The organism is Arenibacter echinorum (genome assembly GCF_003259375.1).
Lineage (GTDB): Bacteria > Bacteroidota > Bacteroidia > Flavobacteriales > Flavobacteriaceae > Arenibacter > Arenibacter echinorum.
In genome coordinates, this window is record NZ_QLLN01000001.1 from 225,132 (window position 1) to 248,933 (window position 23,802).

19 protein-coding genes are annotated in these 23,802 nt (G+C 39.3%); 9 read left to right on the forward strand and 10 right to left on the reverse strand.

Annotated elements, in window-relative coordinates:
• The first annotated feature begins 80 nt into the window (after window positions 1-80).
• Together LV92_RS00935 and LV92_RS00940 are read left to right on the forward strand one after the other, a co-directional pair.
• A complete protein-coding gene (locus tag LV92_RS00935) occupies window positions 81-950 on the forward strand; it encodes a BKACE family enzyme (RefSeq protein WP_111621811.1) in 870 nt (289 codons plus the stop codon).
• A complete protein-coding gene (locus LV92_RS00940) occupies window positions 922-1,611 on the forward strand; it encodes a GNAT family N-acetyltransferase (protein ID WP_111621812.1) in 690 nt (229 codons plus the stop codon). The genes LV92_RS00935 and LV92_RS00940 overlap by 29 nt, the downstream gene beginning before the upstream one ends.
• A 127-nt stretch (window positions 1,612-1,738) precedes the next feature.
• On the opposite strand, the gene LV92_RS00945 is transcribed toward LV92_RS00940, so the two are convergent.
• On the reverse strand, window positions 1,739-2,449 hold the full coding sequence (locus LV92_RS00945; protein ID WP_111621813.1) for a hypothetical protein: 711 nt from the start codon (window positions 2,447-2,449) through the stop codon (window positions 1,739-1,741).
• Window positions 2,450-2,637: 188 nt separating this feature from the next.
• Between LV92_RS00945 and LV92_RS00950 the strand changes: the two genes are divergently transcribed.
• The gene (locus LV92_RS00950) at window positions 2,638-3,072 is read left to right on the forward strand and encodes a hypothetical protein (RefSeq protein ID WP_111621814.1); all 435 of its coding nucleotides are present in this window, start codon (window positions 2,638-2,640) and stop codon (window positions 3,070-3,072) included.
• Between the two features lie 102 nt (window positions 3,073-3,174).
• Here the strand turns inward: LV92_RS00950 and LV92_RS00955 are convergent, their stop codons facing one another.
• Window positions 3,175-3,714, reverse strand: a complete 540-nt coding sequence (locus tag LV92_RS00955; RefSeq protein WP_111621815.1) for a DUF2911 domain-containing protein — start codon at window positions 3,712-3,714, stop codon at window positions 3,175-3,177.
• A 242-nt stretch (window positions 3,715-3,956) separates the two neighbouring features.
• On the opposite strand from LV92_RS00955, the gene asnB reads away from it, so the two are divergent.
• From asnB to LV92_RS00970, 3 genes are all read left to right on the forward strand, one after another.
• The gene (gene asnB / locus LV92_RS00960) at window positions 3,957-5,627 is read left to right on the forward strand and encodes an asparagine synthase B (protein WP_111621816.1); all 1,671 of its coding nucleotides are present in this window, start codon (window positions 3,957-3,959) and stop codon (window positions 5,625-5,627) included.
• Between the two features lie 537 nt (window positions 5,628-6,164).
• Window positions 6,165-8,120, forward strand: a complete 1,956-nt coding sequence (gene gyrB, locus LV92_RS00965; protein ID WP_111621817.1) for a DNA topoisomerase (ATP-hydrolyzing) subunit B — start codon at window positions 6,165-6,167, stop codon at window positions 8,118-8,120.
• A 73-nt stretch (window positions 8,121-8,193) separates the two neighbouring features.
• Window positions 8,194-9,204 (forward strand): DUF6588 family protein, encoded by a 1,011-nt coding sequence (locus LV92_RS00970; protein WP_111621818.1) that lies wholly within the window; start codon window positions 8,194-8,196, stop codon window positions 9,202-9,204.
• Window positions 9,205-9,228: 24 nt separating this feature from the next.
• On the opposite strand, the gene LV92_RS00975 is transcribed toward LV92_RS00970, so the two are convergent.
• Window positions 9,229-9,603 (reverse strand): hypothetical protein, encoded by a 375-nt coding sequence (locus tag LV92_RS00975; RefSeq protein WP_111621819.1) that lies wholly within the window; start codon window positions 9,601-9,603, stop codon window positions 9,229-9,231.
• A 297-nt stretch (window positions 9,604-9,900) separates the two neighbouring features.
• On the opposite strand from LV92_RS00975, the gene mdh reads away from it, so the two are divergent.
• Entirely contained in the window at window positions 9,901-10,827 is a 927-nt protein-coding gene (mdh, locus tag LV92_RS00980; RefSeq protein WP_111621820.1) for a malate dehydrogenase, read from the forward strand.
• A 171-nt stretch (window positions 10,828-10,998) separates the two neighbouring features.
• On the forward strand, window positions 10,999-13,962 hold the full coding sequence (secDF, locus tag LV92_RS00985) for a protein translocase subunit SecDF (protein WP_111621821.1): 2,964 nt from the start codon (window positions 10,999-11,001) through the stop codon (window positions 13,960-13,962).
• A gap of 50 nt (window positions 13,963-14,012) precedes the next feature.
• On the opposite strand, the gene LV92_RS00990 is transcribed toward secDF, so the two are convergent.
• The 7 genes from LV92_RS00990 to folE form a co-directional block, all read right to left on the reverse strand.
• A complete protein-coding gene (locus LV92_RS00990) occupies window positions 14,013-15,260 on the reverse strand; it encodes an ATP-binding cassette domain-containing protein (RefSeq protein ID WP_111621822.1) in 1,248 nt (415 codons plus the stop codon).
• Window positions 15,261-15,324: 64 nt separating this feature from the next.
• Complete coding sequence (locus LV92_RS00995) at window positions 15,325-17,538, reverse strand: DUF5916 domain-containing protein (RefSeq protein WP_245946202.1); 2,214 nt, start codon at window positions 17,536-17,538, stop codon at window positions 15,325-15,327.
• Window positions 17,539-17,618: 80 nt separating this feature from the next.
• On the reverse strand, window positions 17,619-18,110 hold the full coding sequence (locus tag LV92_RS01000) for a DUF192 domain-containing protein (protein ID WP_111621824.1): 492 nt from the start codon (window positions 18,108-18,110) through the stop codon (window positions 17,619-17,621).
• Between the two features lie 44 nt (window positions 18,111-18,154).
• On the reverse strand, window positions 18,155-19,123 hold the full coding sequence (gene lgt / locus LV92_RS01005) for a prolipoprotein diacylglyceryl transferase (RefSeq protein WP_111621825.1): 969 nt from the start codon (window positions 19,121-19,123) through the stop codon (window positions 18,155-18,157).
• Window positions 19,124-19,302: 179 nt separating this feature from the next.
• Entirely contained in the window at window positions 19,303-19,524 is a 222-nt protein-coding gene (gene yidD / locus LV92_RS01010) for a membrane protein insertion efficiency factor YidD (protein WP_034248263.1), read from the reverse strand.
• A gap of 149 nt (window positions 19,525-19,673) precedes the next feature.
• The gene (gene cysS, locus LV92_RS01015) at window positions 19,674-21,155 is read right to left on the reverse strand and encodes a cysteine--tRNA ligase (RefSeq protein WP_111621826.1); all 1,482 of its coding nucleotides are present in this window, start codon (window positions 21,153-21,155) and stop codon (window positions 19,674-19,676) included.
• Between the two features lie 15 nt (window positions 21,156-21,170).
• Entirely contained in the window at window positions 21,171-21,851 is a 681-nt protein-coding gene (gene folE, locus LV92_RS01020; RefSeq protein ID WP_111622310.1) for a GTP cyclohydrolase I FolE, read from the reverse strand.
• Window positions 21,852-21,988: 137 nt separating this feature from the next.
• On the opposite strand from folE, the gene LV92_RS01025 reads away from it, so the two are divergent.
• On the forward strand, window positions 21,989-23,794 hold the full coding sequence (locus LV92_RS01025) for a T9SS type B sorting domain-containing protein (protein ID WP_111621827.1): 1,806 nt from the start codon (window positions 21,989-21,991) through the stop codon (window positions 23,792-23,794).
• Window positions 23,795-23,802: the final 8 nt, after the last annotated feature.

Below are 23,802 nucleotides of genomic sequence, written 5' to 3' on the forward strand. Positions count from 1 at the left end.
GGAGTAAGGTCGAATAAAATTAGCTTTTATACTATGTTAAAATTCAATTGTTTACATTTATTTTCATTAAAACAAATAAGATGGATGATAAATTAGTAATAAATTTTACGCCTACTGGAATGATACCGACCAAAAGTATGACTCCATATGTTCCGGTGAGCGTTTCTGAAATCGTTGAGGATGTACATAAGGCTTGCGAATTGGGAATAACCATGGTGCATTTACACGCTAGGGACCCTATTTCAGGAGAGCCGACTCATGAAAAGGAGATTTATGGTGAAATTATCGAGGGCATTAGAAAGCATGCCCCTTACCTTGTTATCTGTGTATCCCTTAGTGGAAGAAATGTAAAAAAACTAGAATTAAGGGCAGATCCGTTGATGTTGGAAGGGCCATTAAAACCCGATTTTGGTAGCTTAACCCTAAGCTCTTTAAATTTTAACCAAACGGCAAGTATAAATTCCCCCTCAATGGTACAAGATTTGGCTGCACTTATGAAAGAAAAAGGCATTGTTCCGGAATTGGAAGTATTTGATATTGGAATGATCAACTATTCCAAGTATTTAGAAAGGAAGGGGCTTATTAAATCACCATACTACTTTAATCTGCTATTGGGAAATATTGCTTGCGCTCAAGCCGATATTCTACATACAGGTGTTATGATTCGTGATATTCCTGAAGATTCAATTTATAGCTTGGCAGGAATTGGAAATCAACAGTTGAAGATGAACTCATTGGCTATTGCTATTGGTGCTGGGGTAAGGGTAGGATTGGAGGATAATATTTGGTTTGATACCTCAAGGACGAAACTAGCTACCAATATAGGTTTACTAGAAAGAATTCATACTATAGCTAAGGCTAATGATCGAGAAATTATGACGCCGCAAGAATTTAGGTTGAAAATGAAACTGGAGCCTGGAAATGGAAAATATGGAAGAAAAGCATCCTAATTCAATAGAGATATCTTTAAAGGAGAGTAAAAAGATATCAACAGTCAAAAGATTTTTGAACATTATTAAAAATGGAATGTTCCTATTTGGCTTGAAAAATCGTTTGGCAAAAATTGGGATTAACATTAAACCCTATTACTGGGTAAAAGAAGAGGTGGAAAAAAGTGAGGAACCAAAAATTAAAGGTAATGTTTCAGAATTCACTTTTAGGGAGTTAAGTCTGGATGAAATGAAATTGATTAGTAAAGGCATAGACAATCTTAGTATTGAAAATTTGATGGAAGATTATGAGAATTGTCAGCTATGTATGGGGTTGGAACATAAGGGTGAAATTGCAGCTTATATGTTTATCGGCCTGAACGACTTAAATTTTAAAGGCAAAATATTCCACATAAATGGGAATGAGGCATATCTTTATAACATGTGGACCTTTCATTCTTTTAGGGGTAGAAACCTTGCTCCCTATTTGCGTTATAAATGTTATGAACTTTTGAAGGACCAAGGGAGAGATACCAAATATAGCGTCACCGACTATTTTAACAAGTCCTCTATAAAGTTTAAAAATAAACTCAATTCCAAGAACTTGCAACTTTATATATATATTGACTTGTTTGGTAAATGGAAAAGACACTACTTGCTAAAATCTTATACAGATAAATGAAACGTGCTTGTGAAATTCACGGCAGTGGTGCAATTTGCTCATTCGCTTTTAATTTAGAGACATAGATAAGGAACAATAAACGGTTAATCCACTGTTTTGTGGATGTATTCTTTTGTACAGTACATGCTTATAGTGATCTTGTCCGCTTGCGGAGTTTCATGAGTCGATCCTTATAGTAGGCCTTCAATTCGTCCAAAAAGCTTATCGGGTTTTCGTATTCCGTCAATACTTTGTATGTATGCCTGTTTTTGGCCGCTGCCAGTTCCTCCTGCAGTTTTTTTAGCTCCATTTTTAAATACGTAAGTTCGGGACCTTTTGCGGGATTTTGTTTTTCGGGAGTCTTTATCAAGGTGTTGCCACTAAAAATATGTGCATGATAAGCCTTTAGGGCAGCCAAATCCCCAGATCGATATATTTCTATGAGCTGGGTCGTGATCTCCGTGGCCAAGTCCAATTTATCGGTTTGCATAGAAAATTTATCGGGATGTACGTATAGCATGGCCTCTCGGTACAATTGCTTCCTTTGTTGTTGTTCCCTTGAATTCTTTTCTGGAACCGGTTTCGATTGGCCTGTGATTAGGATTCCGGCTTGATCATAGTTCTTTCCGCGCTTTTTTTGCGCCAAGCGTTTAGCCTTTTTTGCCTTTTTCTGTTGCTTATAGAGTAGTGAAAGTTCTTGTTCCTCAATTAATTCATCCTCTATTCTGGTCCGAAGTAGGTTTTCAAAAGCGGATATTTTTTGAATTATTCCATTGATTTCCATTTGCAGGCTATTAATCTCCGCCTGTAGGAGTTGAATTTGGGTCGGGAGTTCACTGGGAAGGTGATTTTTAGTCATGGGTTCCAGGGCAATGATAATCTTATTTAGATGGCAATTTAAACAATAAAAATTGCCCAAACGGAGTTCTTATGGTGATATGCCTCAATTGGAAATATGTAATAAAATTATCATGGGCATTCTTTTAAGTGGGTTTATTTATAAATTTTATTGTCTGTAAAACAATTCTGATTCAAAAAAATAAAGAGATGGGAAATTTTAAAGCTATTGTCAAGACGGGATTTTTAGTATACACCTTGTTATTGGGGTTTTCTTCCTTTGCTTCTGACAATGTAAATCAATTTAATATAGGGGTAAAAAATAGCCCCACACTTTTTGGCGAGGAAAAATTTCTGGGAAATTGGAAATATTCTGCCGAAAATGTGCCTTATGAATATGCTAAGGGGATATTGTTTATTTCTAAAAAGGAAGGCGTACTTGCAGTTGTGGTTGCCTTACGAGGCGGGGAACGCAAGGCACAGGACGTTAAGGTAGAAGATAATACTTTGACATTTGACCTTAATTTGGAGGGCCAAATAGTATCCGTGAGTATAACGGCGGAAGGTGATAAGATAAGTGGAAAGGCAAGTTCTCAGGACGGTATTTTCCAATTAACAGGGGAAAGGCGATTAGATCCTGAATAGGATTTGATTTTTAATCTTTTTAGGGCTCTATGTATTCCCTTAAGACATAAAAAAAACCGAAGTTAAAAACTTCGGTTTTTTTTATGTTACAAATTATTTCCCTTAAAAGGTAATTGGTAAGGAAACTCTGGTGTTTCCCCATCCTAAAACCATATGGGTACCATTGTCTACATCTTTATAAGCAATGGAAAAGGCATCCAATGATTCGGATGCATTGCTTACACTGGCAGGTACACGCACTACATCAGCATTTTCCTGGTAGGAATATGCACCCCATTGATTTAAATTTTTGTTCAGTATTATGGTCCATTCCTTATCACCTGGGATGGTAAATAGGGAATAGGTACCAGCGGCAACTGCTTTACCACCTACGGTAGCAGCCTTGTAAAAAATAATTTCAGCTGCCTCATTGGCTCCAGTTCTCCAAACCTTACCGGCTGGGGCTAGTTCCGAAATTGAACGTCCTTTTAATTGTGGGCGACCATAAGTCACTCGAACCAATTTTTCCGAAACTTTATAATCAGTAGGATAAGAGGCAATGTCCGCTGGACTCTTGTCCAATCCACTGAATTTCTGTGCCAAAGCTTCAGAGCTAAAGGTCAGAGCAATAACCATAAGTGTAATCGTAAATAAATTTTTCATTTTTTTTTAGTTTTAGTGATTGTCAAATTTAAGTAGTATTCCTATTAATTTGAATTAAAAGTCGGTAAATTTTGGACACCTTACAAAATAGATGGTTGGTGTAAGTGAATTCATTTAAATCATAACAATACAACAGTATTTGACCATTATTAGTTATAAATTATAACTAATAATGGGTTTTGTGTTTTATAATATATATATTAACTCGATATTTGCTTAAAAATTGACATAAATAATATTGTATGTGTGGAATTGTATGTGCCTTTGATGTAAAAGAGAGTACCGAGGTTTTAAGGCCTCAATTGCTGGAAATGTCCAAGAAAATTAGACATAGAGGGCCAGATTGGAGTGGGATATTCTCCGATGATAAGGCTATTTTGGCTCATGAACGTTTGGCAATCGTTGATCCGGCATCGGGGAAACAACCTTTGTTCAGTCCGGATAAGAAATTGGTTTTGGCCGCTAACGGTGAAATATATAACCATAGGGAATTGCGTAAGCAATTTGCTGGAACCTATGATTTTCAGACCGAATCTGACTGTGAGGTAATTTTGGCCCTATATCAGAAGAAAGGGGTTGATTTCTTGGATGAAATGAACGGTATTTTTGGTTTTGCCATCTATGATTCGGAAAAGGATGAATATTTTATTGCAAGAGATCATATGGGGATAATTCCACTATATGTAGGTTGGGATATTAATGGTACCTTTTATGTAGCTTCAGAGCTAAAAGCTTTGGAAGGAACCTGTACCAAGATACAGTTGTTTCCTCCAGGTCATTACATGCATAGTAAGGACGGGGAGTTTAAAAGATGGTATTCCCGTGATTGGATGGAATACGATGCAGTAAAGGACAATGAGACTAGTATACAGGCTATCAAAGAGGCTTTGGAAGCCGCTGTACATAGGCAATTAATGTCCGATGTACCCTATGGTGTATTGCTTTCGGGCGGATTGGACTCATCGGTAACTTCTGCCATAGCAAAAAAATATGCACAGAAGAGAATTGAGTCGGATGACACTACGGATGCGTGGTGGCCGCAATTGCATTCATTTTCGGTAGGATTGGAAGGTTCCCCGGATTTGGCAGCAGCACAAAAGGTTGCAAAACATATCGGTACCGTGCACCACGAAATAAAATTCACCATTCAAGAAGGTTTGGATGCCATTAAGGATGTAGTATACAACTTGGAAACTTATGATATTACTACTATTAGAGCGTCCACTCCAATGTACCTAATGGCCAGGGTTATAAAATCCATGGGTATTAAAATGGTTTTGTCGGGCGAAGGAGCGGACGAATTATTTGGGGGTTATTTATACTTTCATAAGGCGCCAAATGCAAAGGAATTCCATGAGGAAACAGTTCGTAAATTGGATAAGCTTCACATGTACGACTGTCTAAGGGCCAATAAATCCTTGGCCGCTTGGGGTATAGAAGGAAGGGTTCCATTTTTGGATAAGGAATTTATGGATGTAGCCATGAGAATCAATCCTAAGGATAAGATGATCAACGGGGAACGCATGGAGAAATGGGTAGTTCGTAAGGCTTTTGAAGATATGTTGCCGGAAAGTGTTGCATGGAGACAAAAAGAACAATTTTCGGATGGAGTTGGTTACAGTTGGATAGATACTCTTAAGGAAATGGTTCAAAAGGAAGTTACGGATGATCAATTGGCAAATGCCAAATACAGATTTCCTTTGCAAACACCTACGTCCAAAGAAGAATTTTATTACCGCTCAATTTTTGAAGAGCATTTTCCATCCGATGCTGCGGCATTATGTGTTCCACAAGAACCTTCGGTGGCATGTAGTACCAGAATTGCTCTGGAATGGGATGAGGCCTTTAAAAACATGAACGATCCGTCCGGTAGGGCTGTGTCAAAGGTACATTCCGATGCTTATGTAAAGTAATGATGCCGGAATAGTGAATAAGAATTCAATAAATCTAGTTTTAGTTTATTAGTGTAAGAGGCATCCTTTAGGGGGTGCCTCTTTTATTTTAAGAGTTTATTTGGGGATTTAAATTTGGGGGTTCCGACCATATCACTGTGGAAATTAGAGCCGAATGTGATAAAGTCATGTAACGGGTTTATTCGGCTTCCCCGAAATAGCCAAGTTCAAGGTTGTTTTTGTCTGGAGTACAGAAAATCGGTGAAGATTTTGCGGTAAAAGACAATTCATCGAATTAATAAATTTAACAATTTAATTCATTTGTATTAGCCTGGTTGTTCCGCTATAACTTCTTGTTGATTTAGTTGATCTGCATGTTTGGAATTGGATAGGTAGAGGTGGGAAGAGCGCTCTTTGCCGGCTTTTATATCGATTGGTATTTTTCCACAATTTTTGTTGATAACTTAGTAACTAATATTGGGCATCAACCCTATATTTCATAGGGTATTGCGTATATTTGTAGGATTGCTAAAATTATAATGAAATAAGTATTTATTTATGAGCGAAGAAGCAAATAAAGACGAGCAAAAAAAGAACAATTATTCTGCAGATAGTATCCAGGCCCTTGAGGGTATGGAGCATGTGCGTATGAGGCCTTCCATGTATATAGGTGACGTAGGGGTACGTGGTTTGCATCATTTGGTTTACGAGGTTGTAGATAACTCCATTGATGAAGCAATGGGAGGTCATTGTGATACGATTGGTGTAATTATAAATGAAGACAATTCTATCACTACCAAGGATAACGGAAGGGGTATACCAGTAGATTTACATAAAAAAGAAGGTATTTCCGCTTTGGAAGTGGTAATGACCAAAATTGGTGCCGGAGGTAAATTTGATAAGGACTCCTATAAGGTTTCTGGTGGTTTGCATGGTGTTGGGGTGTCTGTAGTGAATGCACTATCCAATCATTTAAGGGCCACCGTTTATAGGGATGGAAAAATTTGGGAACAAGAGTACGAAAGAGGAAAGGCACTGTACCCTGTAAAAAGCATTGGTGAATCCGATGATCGTGGTACCGAGGTAACCTTTCACCCAGACGAGACCATCTTTACCCAAACTATAGAATTTAGTTATGAAACCTTGGCGAATAGAATGCGAGAGCTTTCTTTTTTGAATAAGGGAGTGACTATTTCCTTGACCGATAAACGTCAAAAGGATGAGAAAGGAGAATTTCTGTCCGAGACCTTCTATTCGGATGAGGGATTAAAGGAATTTGTCCGCTTTTTGGATGGTAACCGTGAGCAATTGATTCGCAATGTTATCGCCATGGAAGGGGAAAAGAACGATATTCCGGTTGAGGTAGCTATGACCTACAATACTAGCTATACCGAAAATTTACACTCCTATGTAAACAATATCAATACCCATGAAGGTGGTACGCATTTGTCCGGTTTCCGCAGGGGACTTACCACTACCTTGAAAAAATATGCCGACGCCTCCGGGATGCTCGACAAATTAAAATTCGAGATCCAAGGTGACGATTTTAGGGAAGGGCTTACGGCGATTGTATCGGTCAAGGTTGCCGAGCCACAATTCGAAGGTCAGACTAAGACCAAATTAGGTAACAGGGAGGTGTCCGCGGCAGTAAGTCAGGCGGTTTCTGAAATGTTGACCAATTATTTGGAGGAAAATCCGGATGATGCCAAAATAATTGTTCAAAAAGTAATTTTGGCGGCCCAAGCACGTCATGCGGCTACCAAGGCCCGTGAAATGGTCCAGCGTAAAACAGTCATGAGTATAGGTGGATTACCAGGAAAACTATCGGATTGTTCTGAACAGGATCCAACATTGTGCGAAGTGTTCCTAGTTGAGGGAGATTCTGCGGGAGGTACGGCCAAGCAAGGAAGGGATAGGGCCTTTCAGGCTATTCTACCTTTAAGGGGTAAGATCCTTAACGTGGAAAAAGCGATGACCCATAAGGTTTTCGAAAATGAGGAGATCAAGAATATATATACGGCCTTGGGTGTTACCATTGGTACCGAGGACGACAGTAAAGCCTTGAACTTGGATAAGTTGCGCTATCACAAAGTGGTGATTATGTGTGATGCGGATGTGGATGGTAGCCATATCGAGACCTTGATATTGACCTTTTTCTTTAGATATATGCGCGAATTGATCGAGGGAGGACACGTTTATATAGCAACCCCACCACTATATTTGGTGAAGAAGGGAAATAAGAAACGATACGCCTGGAACGATAAGGAAAGGGATGAAATCGCCGAGAGTTTCAATGGTAGTGTTGGGATTCAGCGATATAAAGGTCTTGGAGAGATGAATGCGGAACAATTGTGGGATACTACCATGAATCCGGAATTTAGGACCTTAAGGCAGATAACTATAGATAATGCTACAGAGACGGATAGAGTATTCTCTATGTTGATGGGAGATGAAGTACCACCTCGTAGGGAGTTTATTGAGAAAAATGCGGTCTATGCGAACATTGATGCATAAAAAATAGTGTTTACACAACAAAAACTCGCACTACTGGTGCGAGTTTTTTAGTTTTAGCAAAAATCTATGAGTTATGAAATATTTATTTTTAACGGGAATTTTGTTTTTTAGTGTAGCGGGTTTTTCACAATCCAACTTGAATGAGCTATTTGCTGCAGGGATTAATGATGCTGAAAAATTCTCCGATAGTTATTTCGGCCCAGTGTCCGAGGGTGCTATTTACAGTTTGTCCAATGGATGGTACAATTCCGCCGATTCCAAACCCTTGGGGGGTTTTGAGATTTCCATAATTGGTAATATGACCTCTTTTAAAAATAAGGAAGACAAAAAGACATTTGTTCTAAATACAGCTGATTATGAAAATCTGCAGTTCGTAGATGGAAGCACTTCCCAACCGGTTTCCACTGCTTTGGGGAACCTTGAGGGGATTAATGTTTTTGTTGAAGGTGATGTGCTTGGAGTAACTACGAGGGAGGAATTTGAATTGCCGACCGGGCTGGCTTCGGAAAACATCAATTTTATTCCAACGGCCTTTTTACAGCTAAGTGTAGGATTAATCAAGGGTTTGGAAGTTAAGGCCAGGTTTTTGCCTAAAATTGATACGGAAGATGTTGCGGTAGGATTATACGGTCTTGGCCTACAATATGACTTTTCCAAATTGTTGCCTGCAGATAAAATATTGCCAGTTGCGCTTTCCGCTGTGGCGGGATATACGCATTTGAATGCCTCCTATGATTTTACTGACAGTAATATTGTGGATGGTAGCGATCAGAAGATAGAAGTGGACATGAATGTTTTAACGGTTCAGGCCGTGGCCTCCACCAAGCTTCCAGTAATCAATTTTTATGGGGCTATTGGATATGTTTCCGGAAAATCTACAACAGATGTTTTAGGGACCTACCGAGTGCAGTCAGGGCCATTTCAAGAAACTTATGTAGATCCTTTTTCTTTGACCAGAAAGGCCAGTGGAGTCTCGGGAACTTTAGGTGCCAAATTAAAACTTGGATTCTTTAGGTTGCACGCGGATTATTCCTTGGCAGAATTTAATAACCTAACTGTAGGAGTAAATTTTGGATTTAGATAAATCCAAAATTTACCCTTTATTGCTTTATTCCCTTATTGCCAAAACGTTGCCTTCGGTATCGGCCAATATAATGCCATTCTCGGACTCGGTCATGAGTACTATGTCTTCCTCTTTATCAAGGCCGGGATAGGAAATAACATATATACTGTCCTTGTGGACCCATTTAAAGTCCGAAATAACCGTTAAATTTTTGTTGTGATAGGTGTGGTATCTACCTAGGTAGGCATCATTAAATATCCACTCCTGTCTAACTGTAACATCCTGTTTTTGGGTAGCGCTTCCATCCGTGGAAATATGGGACCATATCCCAATTACCGGATCATTGTTTTCTGTGATTCTGGTGCAATTACTGGCCAGTAGGATGCCAATTATCGCCAAGAATGAAAATAATTTCTTCATTTTGTAGGAATTTTCTTAGATTTGGGTACTTACTATTGAACGCTTAGTTTCAACCTTCTATTATATTAATTCGACGTATGGAACAGTATTTTAACTTTTTTCGATAAAAGGTCTTTTTATTACGTTCAGTATAAAACAGGATTGGGCTTTATTTGCAATTACTTTTTCTAAAGCCAATAGAAAAAGACAAATTCTACTTCGCGATAAAATTTAGTTGGTTTCTATGGATAGGGTGGTATTGTTCTGTTAAAAATCAGTACTTTTGAAAGATAAATTTTAACTTAAAATAACCTTATAATGAAAGTTACCGTTGTTGGAGCAGGTGCTGTTGGCGCAAGTTGTGCAGAGTACATTGCTATAAAGAATTTTGCATCTGAAGTAGTTGTTTTGGATATTAAGGAAGGTTTTGCTGAAGGCAAGGCCATGGATTTAATGCAAACCGCTTCATTGAATGGTTTTGATACCAAAATAACCGGGATTACAAATGATTATAGCAAAACAGCGGGAAGCGACGTGGCTATTATCACTTCTGGTATTCCACGTAAGCCGGGAATGACCCGTGAAGAGTTGATAGGGATAAATGCAGGGATTGTAAAAACGGTTTCTTCCAATTTATTGGAACATTCTCCCAACGTAATTTTGATCGTGGTTAGTAATCCAATGGATACCATGACTTATTTGGTTCATAAAACTACTGGTTTGCCCAAGAATAGAATTATAGGAATGGGTGGTGCTTTGGATAGCGCAAGGTTTAAATACAGGTTGGCCGAGGCATTGGAGGCTCCGATTTCCGATGTGGATGGCATGGTTATCGGGGGTCATAGTGATACAGGTATGGTACCTTTAACAGCACATGCAACCAGGAATAGTATTAAGGTGTCCGAATTTTTGTCCGAAGAGCGTCTTGCTCAAGTTTCTGAGGATACCAAAGTGGGTGGTGCCACGCTTACAAAATTATTGGGTACCAGTGCTTGGTATGCACCAGGTGCTGCCGTTTCATCTATGGTACAGGCAATTGCCTGTGATCAGAAGAAGATGTTCCCTTGTTCTGCATTTCTGGAAGGTGAGTACGGTCTTAATGATATTTGCATCGGGGTGCCGGTACTTTTAGGGAAAAATGGTATCGAAAAAATTGTAAAAATAGAATTGGCCGAGGCAGAAAAAGCAAAAATGAAGGAAAGTGCTGAAGGCGTAAGAAAGACAAATAGCTTATTGACCCTATAGTTTATTGGGGTTGCCAAATATTTAGGGCATCCGCCCCATTTGTTTCCGAATACATCGGAACGGGGCGGATGCCCTTATTTTATAAAACTGATAAATATATTGTTAGTTCCTATGGGAAATAATATATTTGCACGCTATTTAAGAATACCATTTTAAATTAATATATAACCAATGCAAAATAAAGGACTTATAAAGCTTTTCGCTTTTTTGTTTGGGCTAGTCAGTATTTATCAGCTATCCTATACATTTATTACCAATAAAGTAGAAAAGGATGCAACTGTCTTTGCTACCAATAAAATTTCAGAATCTGAAGAGGATTACCTTGAAAAAAGGGAAGCGCTGGAGGCAAAATATTTAGACTCTATAGGAGGGAATTCCATTTTGGGATTTACTAATTATGACGAAGCCAAGAAAAAGGAACTTAATAAGGGTCTGGATCTAAAAGGGGGAATCAATGTTACCCTGCAAATTTCTGTAAAGGATATTTTAAAAGGCCTTGCCAACAATACCAAGAATCCGGTTTTCAACAAAGCCTTGGCCGACGCCGATGCCGCTTCTAAAAATAGTGATGCTACTTATATAGACCTGTTCTTTGAATCTTTTGACAAAATAAAGGGAGATACCAAATTGGCCTCTCCAGATATTTTTGCAAATAAAGGTTTGAGTGATGTCATCAATTTTCAAATGACAGATGATCAGGTAAAACCAATTATTAGGACTAAGATTGATGAATCCATCGTTTCTGCTTTTGAAGTACTTCGTGAGCGTATAGATGGCTTTGGTGTTACCCAGCCCAATATTCAACGTGAAGGTAATTCTGGTCGAATTTTGGTTGAATTGCCTGGAGCAAGGGATATAGGACGTGCACAGGATTTATTGTCCAGTACGGCCCAATTGGAATTTTGGGAAACTTATAAACAGAGCAACCCTAGTTTAAGTACATTTTTACAGGCCGCCAACGAGAGGTTGAAGACTTTGGTAGAGGTTGAAAAGCCGGAAGAAGTGGTTAAGCCGGAATCCGAACTGGATTCTTTGTTGTCTGATGTTGCCCAAGATTCATTAGATTTTTCCCAAGATGTAAATCCACTTTTCAGCTTGCTTATCCCAGCAAATCCTAACGGAAATGCCTTGGTAAGTGCTGCTATTCAGGATACGGCTAAAATTGGGGAATACCTTAGAATGAAGGAAATTCGCAGATTGATTCCAGCGGATATACAGTTTGTTAAGTTTGTTTGGGAACGTCCAACCGAAGGTTCGGAAGTTGTTGAATTATATGCCTTAAAATCAAACAGGGATAATACACCAAGAATAAGTGGTGATGTTGTTTCCGACGCTTCGGATACTTTTGATCAATATAACAAACCTGCGGTTTCAATGACCATGAATACCAAAGGGGCAAAGGAATGGGAGAAATTAACAGGTGATGCCTTTAATAATCAAACTGGTATTGCTATTGTATTGGATAATAAAGTATATACTGCTCCTGGAGTATCTTCAGGACCAATTTCTGGCGGTCGCTCTGAAATTACAGGAACTTTTACCATTAACGAGACCAAAGATATTGCGAATGTTTTAAGGGCTGGTAAATTACCTGCTTCCGCAGAAATCATTCAATCGGAAATTGTAGGACCTTCCTTGGGACAGGAAGCTATCAATAGTGGTTTCTTCTCCTTTATGATCGCAATGGCTATAGTATTGTTATGGATGATATTTTACTACGGTAAGGCTGGTATTTTTGCCGATATCGCATTGCTTCTTAATATCATGTTGATCTTTGGGGTACTGGTTAGTTTAAATGCCGTTCTTACCTTGCCGGGTATAGCAGGTATTGTATTGACCATTGGTATGTCCGTGGATGCGAACGTACTTATTTTTGAACGTATTAAAGAGGAATTGGCTAAAGGTAAAGGACAGAGTCAGGCAATTGCGGATGGTTTTGGTAATGCACTTTCTTCTATTTTGGATGCCAACATTACCACTGGTCTAACGGCGCTTATATTATTTATATTTGGTTCAGGACCTATTAAAGGTTTTGCTACCACCTTATTAATAGGTATTGTTACTTCCTTGTTTACCGCCATATTCATCACTAGACTTTTGGTTGATTGGTATGTGAGTGGAAAAGGAAGAAAATTGGATTTCTCCACGGCCATGACCAAAAACCTGTTCAAGAATATCAATATCGATTTCTTGGCAAAAAGAAAGATTGCTTACATAGCTTCTTCCATTTTAGTGGCAATAGGACTGTTTTCATTATTTACCCAAGGTTTACAACAAGGGGTCGATTTTGTTGGAGGTCGTTCCTACACAGTAAGATTTGAGAAGATGGTAAATCCATCTGAAATCGCTTCGGAGTTGAATACTGTTTTTGGAAGTGGTACCAATGTTAAGACTTATGGCGAGGCCAATCAAATAAAAATTACCACTCCTTATAAAGTGGATGTTGAAGGAATTGAGGTGGATAATGAAATTCAGAACAAACTGTACACTTCCCTTCAAAAATATTTGCCGGATGGTACCAGTTTTGACAATTTCACTATAGGTAGTGGAGAAAAATCTATAGGTATCCTTCAATCTGTAAAAGTGGGTCCAACCATTGCGGATGATATTAAAAAGAATGCCTTCTTGGCCATTATTGGTTCATTGGCGGTAGTTTTCCTTTATATCTTATTTAGGTTCCGCAAATGGCAGTTCTCTTTGGGTGCGGTGGCTGCTGTATTCCATGATATTTTGATTGTGTTGGGAGTGTTCTCCATCTTTGGTAAGTTGATGCCTTTTAATATGGAGATCGATCAGGCCTTTATTGCAGCAATACTAACGGTTATTGGTTATTCCTTGAACGATACAGTGGTAGTATTCGACCGTATTAGGGAGATTATAGCTGAAAAAGGATGGAAAGCAGGTGAGAATACCAACTTGGCCCTTAATAGTACATTAAGTAGAACCTTGAATACCTCCATGACTACCTTGGTTGTGTTGTTAGCAATATTCATATTTGGTGGTGAATCCCTAAGAGGATTTATGTTTGCAATGATTATAGGTATCATTGTTGGAACTTATTCCTCTTTGTTCATTGCAACTCCTGTAATGTTCGATACATTGAAGAAGAAAACTCAATTAGGTAAGGAAGAGTAGTAATCTCTAACCGACTATAATACAAAAGGCCGCTGATCAGCGGCCTTTTTTTATATTATTTTTCCATGGGATCCTTCAGGTGATGCTTGTAGCTCGTAGATATATTGGGGTTCCAATCCAGGTTCTTTCCTATGGGATACAAAAACAATGGCAGTTTTGCTCTCCCTGGCAATTTTGTTTACGAGGGATATAAAAAGCATCGCGCTGTCATCATCCAAACCTGCCGTAGGTTCATCTAAAATTAATAATGGCGGATGTTTTATCATGGCCCTGGCCGTCATGATCATACGCTGTTGGCCCGTTGATAGGTCGGCGAAATAAACATCCTTTAGGTGCCACATATCCAAAATGAGCAACCATTCTTTGGCAAGAGCCTTTTGGTTTTCTGTAGCCCTTAGATAGAGTCCAACAGAATCGTTCATCCCGGAGATAACCATGTTTAGACAGGAGTGCAGGCCCGAAAATTTATCGGTCATGGCAGGGGTGTAGTATCCAATCCTTTTCTTGATGTCCCAAACGCTTTCCCCACTGCCTTTACGATGGCCAAAAAGGTATAGTTGCTGTCCGTAACCTTTGTGGTTGTCACCCGTAATCATGGAGAGTAGTGTTGATTTTCCACTTCCGTTTGGTCCTATAAGTTGCCAGAACTCCCCTTTTTTAATGGTCCAGTTAATTTTGTCCAGTACTTTTTTATCCCCATATATGACGCTTATGTCCTTGCAGTCTATTAAAACGGATTCTTCATAGTCCGTAGGTGTTATAGGCATGGGAATTCTACCGGCAAAAGAAGCACTTATGGATGGATGATCTTCCTTATTGACTTTGGAGCCATTGGTAAGCTGTCTTATTTTGGATCCTTCCAAAATCATCTCTTGGGTTATAAACGGTAGAATATCGGCTTTTCTGCTTATGAGCTGAATAATAAATGTGTTTTTGGAAATGTGGTCAAGAGAGGCTTTTAAGTCTTTTTGGGCGTCCTTATCCAAATTATCGAAGGGATTGTCCAAAACAATATAATCGGGCTTTAGATGAAAGATATATTTCAATAGCGCCTTTTTTTGTTCCCCACTGGACATCGTCTTAAGCAATTGCTGTGAATTTTTATTGATAATCTGGATGCCGTGCCTTTCCTCTTCGTCTATAAACTGGTTTAAGGTTATTTTTGAAAATAGGGCCCCATTCAAATTCTCCAGGGCGTCAAATCCTTCCGGGAGGGGTCCTTCCAATACATTTTTTATGAACTGGTCCTTATGTGAATTGTTGCTGATAAATACGGCCCAGTGTATTTTTTTGTTCATGGTAATGGCATTTTATACAATTCAATGGAAATATATAATCAATTTTGTTTTGAGATCTGTGGTCTTATTTATTGAACCAATAAGTGAATTTTAAAGTCAAAGCCCAATTTCTTCCTTCTAGGGGTTCAATAAGGTAGTTGTTACTGTACACCAAAAACAAGTCGGACGCTGGCTTATAGCGCCATTGAAACCGCGAATTTAGATTAAAGTTTTTGGATTGCTCATTGTATTGGAACAAGGTCGCAAAGAATAATTTATTGGTAAAAGTTATATCGACCTCCGAGCCAATTAGCCAGAATTCTGTAGTGTTCCATGGTGCTGGTAGATTGATGTGGTTATAACTTAAATTACTGCTTAGACTTACAAAGGGTTGAAAACGGTAACCCAATTCACTAATAAGGCTCGTTCTATGGCCTTCGGAATAATAACCTCCAAAACGCCCACCAAAGGAATAGGTAAACATACTCTGCGGCTTGGAAATGAAATCGAAGGTATAGGCATTCCAATGGTGCAGGGTTCCAATGTCCAATAATTCCTTGCCCGATCTTGTAGGGTCAAAAGGTGATAGTAGTTCCACGTATTCGTCGGATACACCAAAGTTTAATTTGGAACGGTCCCGAAAGTCTAACAGGTACTCAAAAAGGGTAATATTGTCCGTACGCTCCAATTTTTCACTAAAAAAATAGCTGGCGCTAAGTTTGGGGCCATGACTTAAAATGGTACTTTTCTTTGGAAAGAATAAATATCCTGCGTAAGAGGTTATGTTGACATATCCATTTCGCGGAACAAAACCTACTTCAGCTGTATAATCGTCCTCTACCGACTCTTCCTGTATTCGCCAATTCCATTTACGGCTTTTATACTCCAGGTGTGCTGCTTGGGTAAAACCGTTGCCATTCTTGTTGGGAGCGAATGACTTCAGGAAAAAGGCTTTCCCTGTCCATTGGTTATTGGCGGAGGCCAAATTATATTCCAAGCCCACATTTCTATTAAACTTTGGAAACACTGTTCTTAGGGAATCCGTATCCTGAGGGTAATTAAAAGATTCCTTGTTGACCAACATTAGACCAATGCTGGAACGGGCGAAAACTTTTCTTTGCAAAGAAAGTACTCCAAAATTCTGACTGGGAAGGCCTGTTTCCTCTATACTTGCGGTTTGCATATCCATTAACCCCAGGCGCCATTTGTTATTGAGGTTTCCGCTTACCCTGGCACCTGCCCTTATGGGTACACCCAATCCTATTCTCCTAGAAAAGAAGGGACGTATGGTGGCATATCCAAAGTTGGCAAAAAGATCTCCGTTCTCCAAAAAGAACTGTCTTTTTTCAGGGAAAAAAAGTTCAAACCGGTCAAGATTGGTTACTTGGCGATCTACCTCTACTTGGGAGAAATCTGGGTTTACAGTCAAGTCCAAATTCAAGGAGGTACTCAGACTTAATTTAACATCCCCTCCAATTTTTTTGTCATACTGGGTATCAGTGTTATTTTCCTTATCCTGGTTGATGCCTCCTAGAACATATGGAATAATGGAAAAATTGCTGCTAGGGGAGGGAGGAGGGGAATCCCAGACCAAAGTTCCGGTATAGGCCAGGGAAGCGGTGGGAAATTGTCGTGGAATGGGAGTCCAACTCGATTTTTCGCCCGACTTTAAATCCAGTCGACTAAAGTTAATGCCCCAATCCATAACGCCGTCCTCATAACGTATGGATTTGAAGGGGATGGCCATTTCAAAGACCCATTTTTCTTCATCACTTGTTACTGCAGAGATCCATTTGCTATCCCAATTGAGATCTACACTGCCTCCACTGTGCATGGTTCCGTCCCATTGGGCACCGGCCGCGTTGGAGCCAAAAGAATAACCGGTGGTTTGGTTGTTAAAGGGATCCATAAACAATAAAAAGTTGTCATTTTTTCCAAAAATAAAATCGCGTCGCAATGATTCTACATAGTAAGGACCTTTGGTGGCGTTGTAAAAAGTGGCCAAGAGGTAGAGATTGTTTTCGTCGTAGGTCATTCGGATTTCAGAGGGTTCATTCGCCATTCCGTTATCCATGGGCAATACCATGTAGAAGTTGGTTGCCACATCGGTATCCTGCCAGGCCAAATCGTTCCCAATGCCATCTATTTCTATAGCCGCTGTAGTCTTGCGGATATGAAGTTGAAAGGACTGGTTTTTTTTCTGAGCTGCAAGGGGTAAGGCCAAAGCAAGGGCTAAAAGAGTTAGGGGCACTTTTATATAGGCTGACAAAGGAATGGTATTTTTGTTGGTTGAACTCACTAAAATAGGCATTTTATGAGTATCTGAACCATTTAGCTTCCCTTACTTTCAATGCCAAATACAACATTCTTACTCGCCAGTTATGGTGTTTTCCTATATGCAATGGAATCCCCCACGGCTAAAGACCATTTGTCCGTCATACCAGCATTTACTTCCAGAACATATTTTACGGGAACTTTGGAAGACAAGCTATTTTCCTTATAGGGTTGTGCATTTTTTTGAAAACTGGCGATTTTCAATTGGTCGTCCACAAAGATGAGATCTAAGGGAAACTCAGTGTTTTTCATATAAAAGTAATGCATGGAAACATCATCAAAAACAAACAGCATGCCCTGGCTTGGCTCCATGGAACTGCGGTACATGAGGCCAGTTTCCCTTTCATAGTCGGTATCCGCTATCTCTATGTCCAGAGTGGTTAAAAGGGAATCTGATTCTTTCTTAAGTATGCGGAGATCGCCTTCCTTTTTAAAGGTAACCGGAGCTGTTTTTATAGCTTTTTTCGATTCTTCCTTGCAGGAAAGCTGAATGATAAAACAAACAACAAAGAGTAGATAGATTTTATTATTTCGCATTTTACAATTTCTGTTTGCTGCAGCTGCCTTTAATCTTTTGCAGCTTACTTTTTAGAGGTGCCCGATTTAGGTCTAAAGATATAATAGAATCCAACTAGAATAAATGGTATACTCAACCATTGACCGGTGGATAACAAACCAAGTGATTCCTCAAATCCGCCTTGACTTTTCTTTACGTATTCCACAAAGAAGCGAACCGTCCATAAAAGCACTAGGAATACCCCAAATAGATATCCAAGTTTATCCTTTTTATCTGTTTTCCAATATAGATAATACAAAATGGCAAAAACAAAAATATAACAAAACCCTTCATAGAGTTGTGCTGGATGCCTGTAGGGAATAGCCTCTAAGTACTCGGCAAAACGTGGGTCTTTTTCAATAAGGTTGTAAGCGGCATTTACGGTTTTTTCCTTGGTAATGGCCAATGCTTTGTATGCAGGCATGTCGTCGGAATCGCGCACAAACCTAGTGGCCAAGGCAAAAGATTTTTCCACAGGTTTACCGTTGATCTCCGAATTGAAGAAATTCCCCAAACGAACACAGAAAGCACCAATGGACACTGGAATAACTATACGATCCAGAATCCATAGAATTTTAAATTCAGGATATTTTCTGGTGTAGAGGTACATGCCAATTATAATTCCAATGGCCGCTCCATGACTTGCTAAACCAGTAAACCCTGTAAACTCGTAACCATTGATAAACCCGAAAAGTGTGCTATCGGCACTTTCTCTAATGGGCAGTAAAATTTCCAATAAATGGTTTTGGTAATATGGCCAATCGTAAAAGAACACGTGCCCCAATCTTGCCCCCAACATGGTAGCCAGAACGGTATAGATAAAAAGGGAGTCCAACTGCTCCAGGGATTTTTTTTCTTTTAAAAATATCTTCTTCATGAGATACCAGCCCAATGCGAAAGCAATTATCCAAAGAAGATTGTAATATTTTATTTGAATTACCCCAATTTTAAAAAGGGTATCGGCGGGATTCCAAGTAAAGCCTAAAAAGTACATCTACGATTTTTTTAAGCGACTAAGATAAGTAAATACTGCAAAGAATAGTGGACGGAAATAGGTTAATTTGGAAATGCAGGTATGAATAAATTTGGAAAAGCTTTGCTGCATCTCTATGCAATTATGTCAAAATTGGCTTGATAAATAATTATTAAAATAGAAATTTGGGAACAAAGAAATTATGGTACCGGGTCGTAACCACTTCCGCCCCAAGGATGACAACTAAAAATTCTTTTTAAGGCTAGCCACCCACCTTTGAAAAGACCATGTTTCTGGAGGGCTTCCAAAGTGTATTGTGAGCAGGTGGGGGAATAGCGACATGAGGCCGGGGTAAGAGGGGAAATAAAATTTTGGTAAAATTTCACCAATAGTACAAAGGGGGCAATTAATATTTTTTTCATCTATTCAAAAATTTTGTACTATTCTGAAAATGAACTTAATAAATTTTTTCGCATAGGTCTAACGCTTCACTTATGGGCTTAAAAATTGATCATTTTGGTCGATAAGTTTAAAATCAATTTTGTTTATGCGCGTATCCAGAAGGCCTAATTTAGCTGAGACTAAAAGTAGTGCCATCTTTTCCATCATTCAATTGAATTCCCATCCCTGCCAGTTGGTCCCTTATTTTGTCCGATGTGGAGAAATCTTTATTGGCACGTGCTTCATTTCGTAACTGTATAAGAAGACCAACAACACTGCTTAATTTATCAGAATTAAGTAGTGCACTATTTTGATTTTCCAAACCTAATATATCAAAAACAAAATTATGCATGGACTCAATAAAGAGTTCCTTGTCCTTTTCGGTTATAGTTTCCTTGCCCTCTTTTATTAAATTGATTCTTTTCACGGCTTCAAATAAATTGGCCGTTAGCATAGGGGTGTTGAAATCATCGTTCATGGCATCGTAACCCTTCTGTTTCCATTCCTCCAAATTAAAGCTAGATGATGGACTGGTAGTTAGGTTTTCCATGCTGTCAATGGCATCCATCAATTTTTGAAACCCTTTTTCTGATGCGGCAAGCGCTTCATCGCTAAGGTCCAATATACTGGTATAGTGTGCCTGCATCATAAAGAAACGCACCACAGATGGTGTATATGGTTTACTTAGAATTTCATTCTCTCCAGAAAACATTTCATTGGGCAGGATGTTGTTTCCTGTGGATTTGGCCATTTTTTTTCCGTTCAAGGTCAGCATGTTGGCATGCAACCAATATTTTACGGGAGCATGTCCGTTGCAGGCTTCGGCCTGGGCTATTTCACACTCATGATGTGGAAATTTTAGGTCCATACCGCCACCATGTATGTCAAAAGTTTCACCTAGATACTTGGTGCTCATAGCGGTACATTCCAGGTGCCAACCAGGAAAACCATCACCCCAAGGAGAAGGCCAACGCATTATATGCTGGGCTTCTGCTTTTTTCCACAACGCAAAGTCCTGGGGACTCTTTTTTTCATCCTGAGCGGCCAATTCACGGGTATTGGCAATCATATCCTCCAATTTTCTCCCACTTAATTTACCGTACTCATTGGTCTTGTTGAATTTTTCAACATCAAAATAAACAGACCCGTTAATTTCGTATGCATATCCTTTTTCAAGAATATTCTTTATTATTTCAATTTGTTCAATAATGTGTCCGGTAGCGGTAGGTTCAATGCTTGGAGGCAATAAATTGAATTTTTGCAGTATACTGTGAAAATCCAGGGTATATTGTTGTACCACTTCCATGGGTTCCAGTTGCTCCAGTCTCGCTTTCTTGGCAATCTTATCCTCTCCGTCTTCCGCATCATTTTCCAAATGCCCGGCATCTGTAATATTCCGTACATATCTCACCTTGTAACCCAAATGCTTTAAATACCTGAAGATCATGTCGAAAGACATAAAAGTTCGGCAGTTGCCCAAGTGTACATTGCTGTAAACAGTTGGTCCACAGACGTACATGCCTACATGACCCTCGCTTAAAGGTTCAAAAACTTCTTTTTCTCCCGAAAGGGAATTGTAAACTTTTAATTTTTGAGTTTGGTACAAAGACATTATTGAGTGGGACAATTAAAATTTAGTATCGATGTTTATATAGTCCAAAAATTCTCGTCTAACGGCTTCTTCCTTAAATTTTCCTCCATATTCTGCCGTTACTGTACTACTTTCAATGTCGCGTATCCCTCGGGAATTCACGCATAAATGTTTGGCATCTATAACACAGGCAACATCTTCCGTCCCTAAAACCTGTTGAAGTTCCCTTACAATCTGAATATTTAGTCGCTCCTGGACCTGTGGTCTTTTGGCGTAATAATCCACTACCCTGTTCATTTTGGATAAACCTACAACGGTGCCTTTGGAGATATAGGCCACATGTGCTTTCCCTACTATAGGCAATAAATGATGTTCGCAGGTGGAGTAAAGTGTAATGTTTTTTTCTACTAACATTTCACCGTACTTGTATTTATTGTCGAAGGTGGATGATTTGGGCCGTCGTTTTGGATTAAGTCCTCCGAAGATTTCTTGAACGAACATTTTAGCCACCCTATTAGGTGTTCCCTTTAAACTGTCGTCCTCTAGGTCGAGGCCCAAAGTCAGCATTATTTCGTTTACACTAGCCCTGATACGGGCTATTTTTTCTTCATCACTTAGCACAAATGCATCCTTACGTAAAGGTGTGTCCTCAGCAGCGGAAACGTGATCGTCCCCTAACTCTTCAAAATGCTTTTCCAATGCGTTGTCGATTTTCATTAAAATATTGCTTTTTAAGGCAGCAAAGATATACATAATATGCCACTTTATACCAAGTTTGCCTAGTTACACAACATAAATTAGTGTTAACTAAACTAGGGTGTTACTTTTGAAATTCCCAAATTTTCTAGGTATTCATGAACAGGTTGGTCGTCGTTTTAGGTGTTATTTGGTGTCTAGGTACTGCTTTGGCCAGGGCCCAAGTGGCTCCGGATTGCTCAAATGCGGTGCCAATTTGTAACAATACACCGGTCAACGGGGGTACCAATGGCTATGGTTCGGATGACTTTAAAGGTGCCGGTAAATCCGGTTGTTTGGAAAAAACACTCTCCGGCGCAATTGAATCCAATGCTGCTTGGTATAGATTTAGGACTGGGGCTTCAGGGCAATTAGGATTTAATATTGGTTTCGATTCCAGTGAAGATTGGGACTTTGCCCTATATAAGGCCAGTGATTGCAATTCCCTTGGCGACCCCATACGTTGTAATTTTTTTGACAATAGGGATGCCAATAGTTTTATTGGTGTAGGGGTGGATCCACAAGGGGCAACGGATAATGTTCAATACGAAGATTGGCTGGAGGTATTGCCCGGAGAGGACTACTATTTATTGGTGAATAACTTTAGTAATATTAATTCAGGATTTTCCATTCAGTTCACAGGTCAAATCTTTGTTACCAACCCTTATGACGCATTGGATTGCGCCATAATCAACAATCTTTTGGGACCTCCAATTGCAGCTTGTAACAATGAAAATATTGTTTTGGATGCCACTACTGCGGATGTGGTAAGTTATACCTGGTATAAGGATATAGGAAATGGTTATGCTGTAATTCCAGGGGAGGTTTCCGCTACCTTAAATGTGTTGGAAGCTGCTTTTTACCGAGTGGAAGTAATAACCCAGTCCCAGAATAATATTATTAGTGATGTACAAGTAGGATTTTCCCAAGCGCCCACAACTTCTCCTGTAAATGATGAACACCTTTGCTTGGATTCCGGTTATTTTTATTTAAGTGATAAGGATCAAATGGCTTTGGGTAGCCAATCTTCGAACGAGGTAATTATATCATATCATAGTAGTTTGGCCGATGCGCAGGCAGGGATAAATGCCCTTCCTTTGGAATATGCGTTGCAGGCAGGGGAACAACAGATATACATTAGGGCCACCTCTGTACAGAATCCAAGATGTTATGATGCTTCAGAGAATTTTAAATTAACGGTCCATGAACCTTTGATTGCTAATTTTCCCTTGGAAGTTTTTCTTTGTGAAGGTGAACTCAGCGCTTTAATAGGGGAGACGGTTCCAGATCCAGAATATAATTATCTTTGGAATACTGGCCAGTCAACTTCCAGTATAACCGTTACCCAAGGCGGGGAATATTCCCTAACGATTACCGATAAGCTTGGTGTTTCAGCATGTGACAATACCTTTATGATTAATGTTTATGCTTCAAAAACACCTCATATAGAGGAGGTGATAATAGATGATCTGCAGGATAGCAATACTGTTACTATAGTTCCCGATAGGGAGGGCGATTTTGAATATCGTTTGGATGAAGGAGCATATCAGCCAGATAATAAATTTTATAATGTACTTCCCGGTAGGCATAGCGTTACATTGAACGATTTAAATGGTTGCGGAACTGCTACGGAAACTATAGTCGTGGTAGGATTTCCCAAGTTTTTCACTCCCAATGGGGACGGGGCAAACGATGTTTGGAATATTGTTGGTATTTCCAGTTTGGAAGAACCTATATTAACGGTTTATAACAGGTATGGAAAGTTGCTTAAACAATTGTCCCAAAATAGCATGGGTTGGGACGGCAACTATAATGGTGTGGCATTGCCATCGGACGACTATTGGTTCAAACTTAGTTTTAAAGATCAAGACGGCCAGCGTATAGTGGCCAAGTATATTAATAATCATTTTTCCTTAAAACGTTAATGGTAAAT